This window comes from Micromonospora sp. NPDC047740 (assembly GCF_043204735.1).
Lineage (GTDB): Bacteria > Actinomycetota > Actinomycetes > Mycobacteriales > Micromonosporaceae > Micromonospora.
Genome location: NZ_JBIDCT010000001.1, coordinates 463,661 through 477,050 on the forward strand (window position 1 = coordinate 463,661; position 13,390 = coordinate 477,050).

The window sequence follows — 13,390 nt, forward strand, 5'->3', positions numbered from 1 at the left end:
CTGCGGGGCTCGCAGAACCGGCTCACTCCTCGCGCTCACGCCCGCTCCCTTCGCCGGCCCAGCATGCGCAGGTAGATCAGCGCGATGACCAGGTTGATCAGCAGCATGATGAACGAGATCGCGGCGCCGAAGCCCAGCTCGCCGCCGGAGAGCGCCACCTTGTAGACGTAGACCGCCAGGATCTCGGAGCGCTGCTCGGGCCCGCCGGCGGTGATCAGGAACGGGGTGAAGTCGTTGAACGTCCAGAGGCTGATCAGCAGCAGGTTGGTCAGCACGTGGCCGCGGATGCGCGGGAACACCACGTCGCGCAGCTGCTGCCAGGTGGACGCGCCGGCCAGCCGGGCGGTCTCCAGGTGCGAGCGGGGCACGTTCTCCAGCGCGGCGGCGTAGAGCATCATCGAGAACGCGGTACCGCGCCAGGTGTTGAAGATGATGATCGACAGCATCGGGTGGTCGAGCAACCAGGCCATGCCGGGCGTGCCCAACAGGGCGTTGAGGGTGCCGGCGTCCCGGTCGAGCAGGGCGATCCAGAGGAACGCGACGACCGAGCTGGGCAGGATCCAGGACAGCAGGATGAACGCCTCGACCACCCGACGCAGTGGACCGCGCCGGTCGCGCAGCGCGAAGGCGATCGCGAAGCCGAGGCCGGCCTGACCGAGCACCGCCGAGCCGAGCACGAACTGCAGGGTCAGCAACAGCGACGTGCGGAAGCGCTCGTCGGTCAGCGCCTTGGTGTAGTTGTCCAGACCGACGACCTCCGGATGGGCCGCGGCCAACCCGGTGAGCCGGTAGTTGGTGACGCCGAGGTAGATCGTCCAGGCTGCCGGCACCACGAGGAAGAGCAGGATCAGCACCATGCTCGGGACGAGGAACCCGGCGGCGCGGGCCCGGCCCAGCCCGGCGGCGTCGGGGGCGGGGGAGGCGTCCGTCGCCGGGCGCGCTCCCCCGACCGTCTCGTCAGGACGAGACGTTACCCGGACCACCGACGATCCCCTCGACCTTCTTTCGGTACGCCGAGGCCGCCTCGTCGGCGCTCTTGCCCGACGCCGCAGCCGCGGTCGCCTCCTGCAGCGCGACCGACACCTGGGGGTAGACCGCCAGCGGCGGCCGGTACGCGGTCAACGGCAGCACCTTCTCGGCGACGAAGTTGAGCATCGGGTCGCCGGCCAGCACCTCCTTGTTGACGTCGGCCCGGGAGGTGATCCGCGCCGCGCCGGCGAGCTGGGCCTTGGTGGCCTCGGCCGAGTGCATGAACGCGAGCAGCTCGAACGCCTGCGACGGGTACTTCGAGTTCGGGTTGAGCACGTCGACGCCGCCGCCGGACATGCTGACGAAGTCCTGCCCCCGGATGCCCGCGCCGGGCTGCTTCGCCGGGATCATCGCGTACCCGACCGTGCTGTCCCGGTCGGGCATCTTCGCGGTGCCATCCTTCGGGTTGATGACGCTGCGCCAGAAGTAGTCGCCCTCGGCCAGGATGCCGATCTTTCCGGCGGCGAACTCCTCGAAGGACTTGTCCCGCCCCTTGGCCTCCTGCTGGAGCTTCGGGTCGCCGAGACCGCCACCGTAGACCTTGGTGTAGAAGTCGAGCATGTCCTTGACCGGCTGGTTGGCGCCGGCCCACTTGCCGTCCTTCCAGATCTCCCCGCCGGCGCCGACCAGCAGCGGCAGCGCGCCCTGCATGGTGGTCGCCTCGCCCATCGCCGTGCCGGCGTTGATCTGGATCGGGGTCACGCCGGGCAGCGCCTTGAGCTTGGTGCCGGCGTCGAGGATCTCCTGCCAGCTCTTCGGCTGCCAGTCGGCGGGCAGGCCGGCCTGGGCGAACAGCTTCTTGTTGAAGTAGAGCACCCGGCCGTCGGTGCCCTGCGGGATGCCGTAGCGCTTGTCCTCGAACGTGCCGAGGCCCTGCACGCTCTCCGGGATCTGCGACCAGCCGTCCCACGAGTCGGCCTGGCCACCGGCCACCTCGGACAGCGGCTTCAGGTAGCCGGCCTGCACGAACTCGCCGACCCAGATGCCGTCGACCGAGATGACGTCGGCACCGCCCTTGGACCGCAGGTCCAGGGCCAGTTTGGTCTTATACTGCTCGTCATCGACGCCGCTGGGCACGAACGACACCTTGGCGGTGACGCCCTTGGCTTTCTGGGCCTCGATGAACCGGGGGATGACCCACTTCTCGATCCACTCCGCACCAGTGGCGTTCTTGCCGCCGGCGATGGCGTTGGCGGCGATGGTGAGGGTGATGTTCTTGGCGTCCTTGCCGGCGGGCTCCGAGCCGCCACCGCAGGCCGTGGCGGCGAGGGTGATCGCGGTGAGCGTGGCGAGCACGGCCGGGACGCGTCTCGGCGTGACTGACATGGGCTGTTCCCTTCGCAAGAAGTGACTTCGAAGAGACTCGCGGGTCGCCCCGCCGGCCGCAGGTCCATGCCGGCGGTGCATGTCGGCCACAATGTCATGACAGCCTGACGACGTAAATACCTATCACTGGAAATGAGCGAGAAACCCGGGGTTCACCGCTCGGTGACAGCCACCTCCAGCGCATACCGGGAAGCCCGGTAGAGGTGCTCGCCGTACTCGACGTGCCGGCCCTGGTCGTCGTACGCGGTGCGGGTCATGGTCAGCAGCGGAGCGCCCCGCCGCTCGCCGAGCATCTGCGCCTCCGCGGCGGTCGCCGCCCGGGCCCCGATCCGCTGCTGGGCACTGCGGATCCGCACCCCGGCCGCGCGCAGGATGGCGTACAGGCCCCGGGCCTGCAGGACGTCCAGAGTGAGCCGGACCGGGTCGAGCGGAAGCCAGTTCTCCATCACCGCCAGGGGTTCCCCGTCGGCGAAGCGGAGCCGGCGCAGGTGCTGCACCGGGCTGTCGGCGTCCACCCCGAGCGCCGCCGCCACCTTGGCCGGGCAGCCCACAGTCGCCAGTTCCAACACCGACGTGGACGGTTGCCGTCCGGCCCGGGCGAGGTCGTCGTGCAGGCTGGTCAGCTCCACCGCCCGGCGGACCTCGCCCCGGACGACCTGGGTGCCCACGCCCCGCCGGCGCACGATCAACCCCTTGTCCACCAGGTGCTGGATGGCTTGCCGGACGGTGGGCCGGGACAGTCCCAGCCGGTCGGCGAGCTGCAACTCGCTGTCCAGCCGGTCGCCCGGTGCCAGGTCACCACGCTGAATCGCGGCGGCGAACTGCTCGGCGACCTGGAAGTAGAGCGGGATCGGGCTGCTCCGGTCGACGACGATCTCGGGGCTGGTCACGGGGGACCTCCTCGTCACGGCTGTCCAGGGGTCCGGGGATGGGCGCCACTGTACCGAAGCGGTCACCCGGTGAAGCCGGCGGATGTCAGGACAATACATTGACACGACTCGCGGTCACGGTTACCAGTCAACGGCCAGCAGCGAGCCCACGATCGCTGACCCCGTCCCCGTCACAGGTCTGGGTAAGGTCGTCCGCATGGCTGACGCTGTCGTGATTCCCGGCGGTATGTTCGGACCGGGCGCACCCCTGCTCATGTATGCCGGCGACGTGGCGGAGCAGCGGGGCGCAACGGTGCACCGGTACTCGTGGTCTCAGGAGTTTCCGAGGCCTGACGAGCCAGCAATCGAGGGGTGGGTCAGCGGCGAGGTCGCCCCGCTGATCGACACTGTTGGCGGTCGCCCACTGCTGGTCGCCAAGTCCCTCGGCACGAATGCGGCAGCGATTGCCGCCGAGAGATCCCTGCCCGCCGTGTGGCTCACGCCATTGCTCACCCTGCCGTGGGTGGCTGACGCGTTGGGCCGTGCGACCGCACCGTTCCTCCTCGTGGGTGGCACCGCCGACAAGGTGTGGGACGGTGACCTCGCCCGCCGGCTGTCACCCCACGTGCTGGAGGTGGCAGGAGCGGATCACGGGATGTACGTGCCCGGCCCGCTCACGGAATCCATCGCGGTGCTCAGCCGAGTCGTGGTCGCCGTGGAAGAGTTCCTCGACGCGATCGGCTGGCCAGACTGACCAACTGGATTAAGCACCCCCGGGTGTGCCGGGTCAGGCGGCGGACGTGATCGCCAACGGCGACTGGTCGGGAAGCGGCTGCCACGGCGGACGCGGGGACGACTCGGCGGACCGTCCAGCCGGCGTCTCCGGTCCGTCCTGGTGGGCGGCCGGCTCGGCAGTGCCGGTACGAGGTGCGGCCTGCGCCGCGCGCAGACCCATCTGCGCGTTGTGCCACGGGGCGCAGGGCCAGGCCGCGCCGAAGCAGCTGCCGTTGTCGCAGGCGCCGTTCTCATCCGGCTGGTGGGTGTCGGCCACCGCGGCGGCGAGCCGCCACAGCAGCGGGTCGGTCACCTCGGCCGGACGGTCGTCGCGGTCTGTGCTGGCATCGGACATGGTCGGATCCCCCTCTTCGAGCGGGCCTCATCCTTTCCGGTCCGATCCTCCGCCAAACCTGCGAGCTGCAAATTTGTGCCGCGCCCCACCCCGCGCGGGTCCGCGCGGCGAGGCATAGGCTGGGCGCCGTGGCAAGGTACTACGACCTGCACCCGGACAATCCGCAGCCGCGGACCCTGCGGCAGGTGGTCGACCTGATCCGGGACGACGGGCTGATCGCCTACCCCACCGACTCCTGCTACGCCTTCGGCTGCCGGATCGGCAACCGAGGCGGCCTGGACCGGATCCGGGAGATCCGCCGGCTCGACGACCGGCACCACTTCACCCTGGTCTGCCGCGACTTCGCGCAGCTCGGCCAGTTCGTCAAGGTCAGCAACTCGGTCTTCCGCCTGGTGAAGGCCGCCATCCCGGGCAGCTACACGTTCATCCTGCCGGCCACCCACGAGGTGCCGCGCCGGCTCCAGGAACCGCGCAAGCGCACCGTCGGGGTGCGGGTACCGAAGCACACGGTCACCCAGGCGCTGCTGGCCGAGCTGGGCGAGCCGCTGCTGTCCAGCACGCTGCTGCTCCCCGACGAGGACGAACCGCTGACCCAGGGCTGGGAGATCAAGGAACGGCTCGACCACCAGCTCGACGCCGTCGTCGACGCGGGGGAGTGCGGGACCGAGCCGACCACCGTGGTCGACCTGTCCGGGCCCGAACCGGAGATCCTGCGCCGCGGCGCCGGGGATCCGTCACGGTTCGAGTAGCCGCCGCCCAAATTAGCCGATTTGTCCGCACGTCCTCGGTCGGCCGTACCACCATGTTGGGGCGGCGGCGTGCCCGCGATCCGCCCGCCGCCGCACCACGCCGATCGGGTGACGGGGGTACGACGTGGAACCGCTCGTGCTGATCGCGGTACTGGGCGCGACGGTGCTGATCGGCACCACGATCGGCGGCCGCTACAGTGTCGCGCCCCCGGTCCTGCTCATCGGCATGGGCGCGCTGCTCGGGCTGCTCCCGCCGTTCTCGCACGTGGTGCTCCCACCCGAGGTGGTGCTGGTGCTCTTCCTCCCGGCGATCCTCTACCGGGAGAGCCTCGTGATCAGCATCCGCGAGGTCCGGGCCAACCTCGCGGTGATCGCCCTGCTGGCCGTGGCGCTGGTGCTCCTCACGACGGTCGCGGTCGCGTACGCCGCAAAGGCCCTCGGCGTCGAGTCGCCGGCGGCCTGGGTACTCGGCGCGGTACTCGCGCCGACTGACGCCGCCGCCGTCGCTGGCCTGGCCAAACGGATGCCGCGCGGCATCCTCACCACCCTGCGCGCGGAGAGCCTGATCAACGACGGTACGGCGCTGGTGATCTTCGCCGTCGCGGTCGGGGTGATCGCCGGGGGAGCACTCCCTGGGCCAGCCGGACTGCTCGGGCGGTTCGTCGGCTCGGCCGCCGCCGGAGTTGCCGCCGGCCTGCTGGTCGGCGGGGTCGCCGTCCTGATCCGTAGCCACGTCGACGACCCGCTGCGCGAGGGCGGGATCAGCATCCTCACCCCGTTCGTGGCGTTCCTGCTCGCGGACGTCGTGCACGCCAGTGGCGTCCTCGCGGTGGTGGTCGCCGGGCTGCTCATCTCCTGGGCCGCGCCCCGGATCATCCGGGCCCGCTCGCGGATCACCGCGTTCGCGTTCTGGGACCTGTCCACCTTCATGGTCAACGGCAGCCTGTTCGTGCTGCTCGGCATGCAGGTCCCGCGATCCCTACGCGGCATCACCAGCCACTCGCCGGCGCAGTCGCTGGGCATCGCGGTGGTGGTGACCGTCGTCGTCGTGGTGACCCGGATGGCCTGGGTGCACCTGGGCGTGTCCACGCTGCAGAACCTCGACCGGCGTGAGTCCCGGCGCGGCCGCGGGTTCGACTGGCGGGTCCGCACCGCGGCCGGCTGGGCCGGGTTCCGGGGCGCGGTCTCGCTGGCCGCCGCCCTCGCCGTGCCGGTCGCGACCAGCGCCGGCACGCCCGTCCACGAACGGGACCTGATCATCTTCGTGACCGTCACGGTCATCGTGCTGACCATGCTGGTCCAGGGCACCACGCTGCCGGCCGTGGTGAGCTGGGCCGGTCTCAGCGGCGACCAGGAACGGGAGGACGAGGTCCGCTGGGCGCGCATCCGGGCCACCGAGGCCGCCCTCGACGCCCTGCCCCAGGTGGCCGCCGACGTGGGCGCAGCGCCGGACGCCGTCGAGCGGCTCCGCTCCGACTACCAGGAGCACCTCGACGACATCCGGTGCCCGGGGGACGAGCAGGCCGAGGAGGAGCGGGAACTCGCCCGGCGGCTGCGGCTGGGCGTCCTCGACCGCAAGCGGCAGGAGCTCACCCGGCTGCGGCGGACCAACCAGATCGACGACGCCGTGCTGCGCGAGGTGCAGGCGGCCCTGGACATCGAGGAGATCCGGCTGCTCGGCCCGACCGTCGAGGACTGACCGTCGACTACCTGCCCTCGGGGACGGCCATCTCACCGAGCAGCGACCAGTCCTGCTGCGGGACGGTCACGTTGACGATCCGGGGCGTCTCGACCAGGTGCGGCGGCAGCGTCCGCTGCGCCGTGCGGAAGTGCTCCGACTGCACGTGCGCGGCGCCGGCCTCGTCGTCGCGGAACGCCTCGACCAGCACGTACTCCGTCGGGTCGGCCACGCTGCGCGACCAGTCGAACCACAGGCAGCCCGGCTCGGCGCGGGTGGCCTCGGTGAACTCCGCGACGATCTGCGGCCAGCGGTCGGCGTCCTCCGGCCTCACCCGGAACTTTGCGGTAATGAAGATCATGGCGACCAGGCTATCCGGCCGGGCGCGCGAGGACACCGACGGTCCCGAGCGAGGGACGGCGCGCTCAGATCCAGGGCAGCGGGTCCACGGCCCGGCCACCGAGACGCACCTCGAAGTGCAGGTGTGGTCCGGTGGAGGCGCCGGTCGAGCCGACGAGGCCGATCACCTGGCCGGCGCGGACCCGCTGTCCGGGCGACACCAGCAGGCGGGACTGGTGGCCGTAGCAGGTGGACAGCCGCTGCCCGGACACCCGGCCGTGATCGACGCAGGTGTAGTTGCCGTATCCGCCGTACCATCCGGCGCGGGTGACCCGTCCGTCGGCGGCCGCCCTGATCTGGGTGCCGATCGGGGCGGCGAGATCGATCCCGGGATGCCGCTGCCAGACGTGGTAGTACGGGTCGAAGCGGACGCCGAACTCGCTGGTGAGCCGGCCCGCCAGCGGCCGGCCCAGCCGGCTCCCGCCGGGCGCGGCGACCCGGGTGGTCGGTGCCGCCGCGGCGGCGGTCACGGCGGCGGCGCGGGCCCGCCGGTCGATCTCCCGCCGGAGCGCGGCCTCCTCCCGCTGCCGGCCGGTGAGTTCGGCCTGGCCGGAGGTGATCGCGGCGGACAGGGCGGCGGCGCGGCCGGTGGGCGTGTCGAGCAGGTCCGCGGCGTCGACCACGGCCAGCGGCGGCGCCGGGTCACCCGCCGGCGCGGGGCCGCCGGTCCAGGCGGTCAGCAGTTGCAGCACCGGATCGGGTTGGCGCTGCACCGTGGCCAGGTCGTCGCGGGTGCGGGCCAGAATGTTGTGCAGGTACTGGATCCGGCGCTCGACGTCGGTGAGCGCGGCGACCTGACGGGCGTCGGGCGTGGTGGCGGCGTCCGTCGGTGGCTGCGGGTACAGGTCGGCGCCGGGGTCGGCGGCGATGAGTGCCGGGGCGGACTCGGGGTCGGCCATCGGCGGGGCCGTGGCCGGGGCGGCCGGTCCGCCGGCTCGCGACGGCGCGGTCGGCGAGGCCGGCGCCAGCCCGGGGGTGTGCCCGGTTGACGGGCCGGCCGACGAGGAGGCCGTCGGTCGGACGCTGGGCGGCTTCGGCGACGGCGGCGTGAGCGGGGGCAGTGTCACCGACGGCAGCGGCAGGGGCGGCAGCGACACGGAGGGCAGCGGCACGGGCAGGGAAAGGGTCGGCAGGGGCAGCGGCCCCTGCGCCGCCGCGGTGCCGGTCCCGGCGTCCAGCCAGGTGGACGTCGTGACCACAGTCGCCGTCCCGGCGACCGCCGCCAGCGTTGCCCGCCGCCACCACCGTCGGTTCATGCCGTTCTCCTGACGCCGCCTGCCTCCGCCTGCTACATCGGATCCGGCCGTCCGGTCGTAACACCTTCCGCGCGACGCTGCCGCAACCGTCGACGGGTTACCAGCGCCCCGGCCGCGGCCAAGCCCGCCACCACCACCGCCAGCACGGTGGGCACCCGCATCGACCGGGCCGGCGTCGGGTCGACCGTCGCCGCCTGCGGCTCGACTGGCGGATCAGTGGGCGTCGCGGTCGAGCCGGGCACCAGGTAGGCGTTGCTGGCGATCTGGGCCTCGTTCTCCGGCACCTGCTCGGAGGTGAGGCTGACCCGGTTACGGACCACGGTGCCGGGCGCCGCGCCCGGCCGGACCCGCCCCGTGATCGTGATCCGCGGCGCCGGCGAGCCGCTGGCCAGCCGTACGTCACCAAGGTCGCAGACCACCTCGCGGGCGGTCACCGCGCACCAACCCGGCTGGGCGCGCGCCGTGACCGTCTCCAGATCCGCGGTGGTGGTGAAGGTGATCCGCGCGGCGACGAGCGTCGCCGTACCGGCGATCGTGACGGTGTGGGTGACCTGCTGCCCGGGCAGCGCACCGAACGGGGTCGAGGTCAGCACGGGCGTCGCGTCCACCCGCAGGCTGGGCGTCGGTGTCGGCGTCGGGACGCCACCCATCACGGCAGCCATGATGGCCACCGCGGACGCGGCAACCGCTTCCCCCATCCCCACACTCTAAGCCCGCCGGTGCCCGTCCGCCCGCTGAACCGGACCCACGTCCCGATGGGTTCGTCAACGATGCGGGGGATCCCGCCTGGCCGTCAACGGATCCGTCGGCACCTTCGACGCGGTGCTGGGCTGCCGCAGGATCTCCGTTTCCCGTACGCGCCACCGCCGCGTCTACCACAGTGGTGGCGTGGTCGAGGGGGTGGCATGAGCGGACTGCGGACCGACCTGTACGAGCTGCGGATGGCGGCCAGCTACCTGCGCCGCGGCATGACCGAGCCGGCCACCTTCAGCCTCTTCGTCCGCCGCCTGCCGCACCGGCGCGGTTTCCTGGTCGCGGCCGGCCTGGCCGAGGCGCTGGACTTCCTAAAGAGTTTCACCTTCGACGACGACGAGCTGGGCTACCTGCGCGAGGTGGCCGGGCTCGACCCGGCGACCCTGGCGGCGCTCGCCGGGCTGCGGTTCACCGGCGACGTCTGGGCCGTACCCGAGGGTCGCGTGGTCTTCGCCGACGAGCCGCTGCTGGAGGTGACCGCGCCGATCGCGGAGGCGCAACTGGTGGAGACCGGGGTGCTGAACCTGATCACCTTCCACACCACGGTGGCCACCAAGGCGGCCCGCTGCCGGCTGGCCGCCGGCGACGCCCAGCTGATCGATTTCGCGTTCCGGCGCACGCACGGCATCGAGGCCGGGGCGGGCGTGGCACGGGCGTCGGCCATCGCCGGCTTCACCGCGACCAGCCATGTCGAGGCCGCCCGGCGCTACGGGCTCACCCCGTCCGGGACGATGGCCCACTCCTACGTCGAGGCGTTCCCCGACGAGCGGGCGGCGTTCCGCGCGTTCGCCGCCGACTTCCCGACGAACCCGATCTTCCTCGTGGACACCTACGACACGCCCGCCGGCGTCCGGGCCGCCGTGGACGTCGTCACCGAACTCGGGCTGACCGGCCCGATGGCCGTGCGGCTCGACTCCGGCGACCTGGCGGCGCTGGCCCGGCAGGCCCGCGCGATCCTGGACGAGGCCGGGCTGCGGCAGGCCCGGATCGTGGCCAGCGGCAGCCTGGACGAGGACGTCATCGCGGCGCTCGTCGCCCAGGGCGCCCCGATCGACGGGTACGGCGTTGGCACGAAGATGGGCGTCTCCTACGACGCGCCGTCGCTGGACAGCGCCTACAAACTGGTCGCCTACGGCGACCGGCCGGTGCTCAAGCTGTCGCCCGGCAAGGCCACGCTGCCCGGCCCCAAGCAGGTGTTCCGCGATCCCACCGGCGCCGACGGGGATCTGGTCGGGCTGCGCGACGAGCCGTCCCCGGCGGATCGCGAGCCGCTGCTGGCGCCGGTCATGCGTGATGGCCGGCGCCTCGAGAATGCCGACCCCGCCGCCGAGGTGCGAGCCGCCCGCCGCCGGTTCGACGCCGACCTCGCCTGGCTGCCGGCGGGGGCCCGGCGGTTGGCCGATCCCACGCCGCTCGCCGTCGCGGTCAGCCCGGCGCTGACCGCGCTGCGGGAGCGGGTCACCGCGCAGCTGGGCCGAGGTGGCAGCTATTGACGCTCGCCGCCGCTGTGTACCATCTGGTACATGAACTACGCGGAGACGATCACCACGGCGGCGGCTCCCGAGCACGCCTGGGCCGCGCTGGCGAACGTGACGAGCTATCCCCGGTGGACGGCGTCCATGTCGGCGGTGGAGCCGCTCGACGGCCCCGCCCTGGCGGTGGGCAACCGGTTCCGCATCCGGCAGCCCGGCCTGCCACCGACGGTGTGGCGGGTCGACGAGCTACGGCCGGGCGCCTCGTTCGCCTGGGATTCACACGTCCCCGGGGTGCACACCGTCGCCTACCACCGGGTGGAGACCGAGCCGGACGGGATGAGCCGGATCGACATCGGCATCCGGCAGACCGGCGCCCTCGCCTGGCTGGTCGCGTTGCTGACCGCGGCGCGGACGCGGCGGTACCTGCGGATGGAGGCGGCCGGGCTCCGAGCCGCCGCCGAGGCCGCAGCCACGGCGGCGCCGTCCGCCGGTGCGACGGACGACGGCGCGGCGTCCACCGGTGGCCGGTGACGCCCGCGAGGCGCTGCTCGACCGGTGCGTCAACTTCCTGAAGGAGGGCGGGTTCAGCCAGCTCAGCCTCCGCGAGATCGCCGCCGGTACGGGCACCAGCCACCGCATGCTGATCTACCACTTCGGCAGCCGGGAGGGCCTGCTCACGGAGGTCGTCCGGCGGGTCGAGGCCGAGCAGCGGGTCGCGCTCGCCACCCTCGCCACGGAGACCGATGATCCGGTCGAGGTGAGCCGCCGCTTCTGGCGGCGCCTCGCCGACCCGACGCTGGCCCCGGCGGAACGGCTGTTCTTCGAGATCTACGCGCACGCGCTGTACGGCCGATCCTGGACCGAGCCGTTCCGGGCCTCGGTCATCGCCGCCTGGGCGGCCCCCGTCGAGGAGCTGTTCGTCCAGCTCGGATACGACCGCGCGGAGGCCCGCCGCCGGGCCCGGCTGAGCCTCGCCGCGACCCGCGGCCTGCTGCTGGACCTGCTGATCACCGGTGACCGGGACGTTCTGGACGCCGCCGCCGACCTGTTCGCGCAGCTCGTTACCGCCCCGGCGCCGTCAGCGGCGTGAACTGCTGGAGGCGCCTCGATATCGTCATGCCCAGAGGGGCGGTCCCGCGATCCGAGCCAGGGGGTGCCGATGGACTCCGTCGAGGTGCTGGTGGTCGGGGCGGGCCCCACCGGGCTCGCCATGGCCGGGCAGCTGGCCATGTTCGGCGTGCGGGTACGCGTCGTCGACCGGGCGCTCGACCGGGTGCACGAGTCCCGGGCACTGGGCATCCAGCCCCGCACCCTGGAGGTCCTCGCCGGGCTCGGCGTGACCGACGAGCTGGTCTCTCTGGGCAACCGGGCGGTGCGCCTGTGCCTGCACGTACCCGGTCGGCAGCGGATGGTGCCGCTGTTCGACCTCGGTCTGCACGACACCGCGTACCCCTATCTGTTGTTCCTGTCGCAGGCCGAGACCGAGCGGATCCTGGGCGAACACCTGACGGCGGCGGGGATCGCCGTCGAGCGAGGGGTCGAGCTGGTCGGGCTGGACCGTACCGGGGACGACGCCGTGGCGACGCTGCGGCACCGGGACGGCCCTGCCGAACAGGTGTCCGCCCGGTACGTGGTGGGCTGCGACGGCGCGCACAGCACCGTCCGTCACCTGGCCGGGATCGGGTTCGAGGGCGCCGCGTACCCGCAGACGTTCGTCCTGGCCGACCTCGAGGCCGACGGCGTGGCCGCCGGCCCGGCGCACGCCTTCCTCGCCGAGCGGGGGCTGTTCCTCCTCTTTCCGCTCGGCCACCCGGCCACCTGGCGGCTGCTGGCCATCCGCCCACCCGGCGACCGGACACCGCCGGACGCCCCGGTCACCCTCGCCGAGGTGCAGGCCCTCGCCGACACCTACACCGGCGGGGCGGTACGGCTGCGCGACCCGGTCTGGATGACCAACTTCCGGCTGCACCACCGCGCCGCCACCCGCTACCGATCCGGGCCGTTCTTCCTGGCCGGCGACGCCGCGCACATCCACAGCCCGGCCGGAGGCCAGGGCATGAACACCGGCATCCAGGACGCGGTCAACCTTGGATGGAAGCTCGCCCACGCGCTGCAGAGCAGCCCGGACCCGGCGCTGCTGGACAGCTACGAGGCGGAGCGGGCGCCGGTCGGCCGGCTGGTGCTGCGCCTCACCGACCGGGCGTTCACCGCCGTCACCGCCACCAGCCCGCTGGCCCGCTTCGCCCGGACCCGGATCGCGCCCGCCGTGCTGCCTGCCGTGCTCGCCGCCCGGGGCGTGCGCGCCACCGCCTTCCGCACGGTGGCGGAGCTGAACATCCGCTACCGGCGCAGCCCGCTGTCCGTGCAGGGCCCGGGCGCACCGCGCCGAGGTCCGCGAGCCGGGGACCGGCTGCCCGACGCCCCGGTCGACGGCACCACGCTGCACCGGCTCACCGCCCCGCCCGGCTGGCACCTGCTGCTGGGCGGTCCGCCAGCGGCCTGGCCGGAGGAGGTCGTCGCGCCGCTGCGCCGGGCCGGTCAGGTCACCGTGCACCGGCTGACGAGCGCCGCCGACGACCGGGTGGCGCTGCGCCGGCTCGGCCTCGCCCCGGGCGTGGCCGGCCTGCTGCTGGTACGCCCCGACGGGCACCTCGGCTACCGCTCCGGCGGGGGTGACCTGACCGGGCTGGCGGCGTACCTGCGCCGCTGGCTCCGCTGACCGCCGCC

General features: G+C 73.0%; 14 protein-coding genes. 7 read left to right on the forward strand and 7 right to left on the reverse strand.

The features are described from left to right. Positions 1-35 precede the first annotated feature (35 nt). The 3 genes from ACGF4F_RS02040 to ACGF4F_RS02050 all read right to left on the reverse strand — a co-directional run bounded on the left by ACGF4F_RS02040 (position 36) and on the right by ACGF4F_RS02050 (position 3,245). A complete protein-coding gene (locus tag ACGF4F_RS02040) occupies positions 36-983 on the reverse strand; it encodes a sugar ABC transporter permease (protein WP_357435497.1) in 948 nt (315 codons plus the stop codon). Beyond that, positions 958-2,355: an extracellular solute-binding protein gene (locus ACGF4F_RS02045; RefSeq protein ID WP_357435495.1), complete on the reverse strand. Its 1,398-nt coding sequence runs from the start codon at positions 2,353-2,355 to the stop codon at positions 958-960. Before ACGF4F_RS02045 ends, ACGF4F_RS02040 begins: the two co-directional genes overlap by 26 nt. A 152-nt stretch (positions 2,356-2,507) precedes the next feature. Continuing rightward, positions 2,508-3,245 (reverse strand): GntR family transcriptional regulator, encoded by a 738-nt coding sequence (locus ACGF4F_RS02050; protein WP_357435493.1) that lies wholly within the window; start codon positions 3,243-3,245, stop codon positions 2,508-2,510. A gap of 196 nt (positions 3,246-3,441) precedes the next feature. Between ACGF4F_RS02050 and ACGF4F_RS02055 the strand changes: the two genes are divergently transcribed. Continuing rightward, a complete protein-coding gene (locus tag ACGF4F_RS02055; protein ID WP_357435491.1) occupies positions 3,442-3,978 on the forward strand; it encodes an alpha/beta hydrolase in 537 nt (178 codons plus the stop codon). A 33-nt stretch (positions 3,979-4,011) separates the two neighbouring features. Here the strand turns inward: ACGF4F_RS02055 and ACGF4F_RS02060 are convergent, their stop codons facing one another. Beyond that, a complete protein-coding gene (locus ACGF4F_RS02060) occupies positions 4,012-4,353 on the reverse strand; it encodes a hypothetical protein (RefSeq protein WP_357435489.1) in 342 nt (113 codons plus the stop codon). A 128-nt stretch (positions 4,354-4,481) separates the two neighbouring features. Between ACGF4F_RS02060 and ACGF4F_RS02065 the strand changes: the two genes are divergently transcribed. Beyond that, complete coding sequence (locus ACGF4F_RS02065; RefSeq protein ID WP_357435487.1) at positions 4,482-5,102, forward strand: L-threonylcarbamoyladenylate synthase; 621 nt, start codon at positions 4,482-4,484, stop codon at positions 5,100-5,102. A 124-nt stretch (positions 5,103-5,226) separates the two neighbouring features. Continuing rightward, positions 5,227-6,801 carry a Na+/H+ antiporter gene (locus ACGF4F_RS02070; RefSeq protein ID WP_357435485.1) on the forward strand — a complete coding sequence of 525 codons (1,575 nt, stop codon included), beginning with the start codon at positions 5,227-5,229 and terminating at the stop codon, positions 6,799-6,801. 7 nt (positions 6,802-6,808) lie between these two features. On the opposite strand, the gene ACGF4F_RS02075 is transcribed toward ACGF4F_RS02070, so the two are convergent. From ACGF4F_RS02075 to ACGF4F_RS02085, 3 genes are all read right to left on the reverse strand, one after another. Continuing rightward, the gene (locus ACGF4F_RS02075; RefSeq protein WP_357435484.1) at positions 6,809-7,141 is read right to left on the reverse strand and encodes a putative quinol monooxygenase; all 333 of its coding nucleotides are present in this window, start codon (positions 7,139-7,141) and stop codon (positions 6,809-6,811) included. Between the two features lie 64 nt (positions 7,142-7,205). Next, the gene (locus ACGF4F_RS02080; RefSeq protein ID WP_357435482.1) at positions 7,206-8,435 is read right to left on the reverse strand and encodes a M23 family metallopeptidase; all 1,230 of its coding nucleotides are present in this window, start codon (positions 8,433-8,435) and stop codon (positions 7,206-7,208) included. A 32-nt stretch (positions 8,436-8,467) separates the two neighbouring features. Next, positions 8,468-9,133: a hypothetical protein gene (locus tag ACGF4F_RS02085; protein ID WP_357435479.1), complete on the reverse strand. Its 666-nt coding sequence runs from the start codon at positions 9,131-9,133 to the stop codon at positions 8,468-8,470. Positions 9,134-9,340: 207 nt separating this feature from the next. On the opposite strand from ACGF4F_RS02085, the gene ACGF4F_RS02090 reads away from it, so the two are divergent. The 4 genes from ACGF4F_RS02090 to ACGF4F_RS02105 all read left to right on the forward strand — a co-directional run bounded on the left by ACGF4F_RS02090 (position 9,341) and on the right by ACGF4F_RS02105 (position 13,382). Then, positions 9,341-10,681: a nicotinate phosphoribosyltransferase gene (locus tag ACGF4F_RS02090; protein WP_357435478.1), complete on the forward strand. Its 1,341-nt coding sequence runs from the start codon at positions 9,341-9,343 to the stop codon at positions 10,679-10,681. Positions 10,682-10,711: 30 nt separating this feature from the next. Next, positions 10,712-11,194: an SRPBCC family protein gene (locus ACGF4F_RS02095; protein ID WP_357435476.1), complete on the forward strand. Its 483-nt coding sequence runs from the start codon at positions 10,712-10,714 to the stop codon at positions 11,192-11,194. Further along, positions 11,184-11,753 carry a TetR/AcrR family transcriptional regulator gene (locus ACGF4F_RS02100; protein ID WP_357435474.1) on the forward strand — a complete coding sequence of 190 codons (570 nt, stop codon included), beginning with the start codon at positions 11,184-11,186 and terminating at the stop codon, positions 11,751-11,753. The genes ACGF4F_RS02095 and ACGF4F_RS02100 overlap by 11 nt, the downstream gene beginning before the upstream one ends. 69 nt (positions 11,754-11,822) lie before the next feature. Next, positions 11,823-13,382: an FAD-dependent monooxygenase gene (locus tag ACGF4F_RS02105; RefSeq protein WP_357435473.1), complete on the forward strand. Its 1,560-nt coding sequence runs from the start codon at positions 11,823-11,825 to the stop codon at positions 13,380-13,382. Positions 13,383-13,390: the final 8 nt, after the last annotated feature.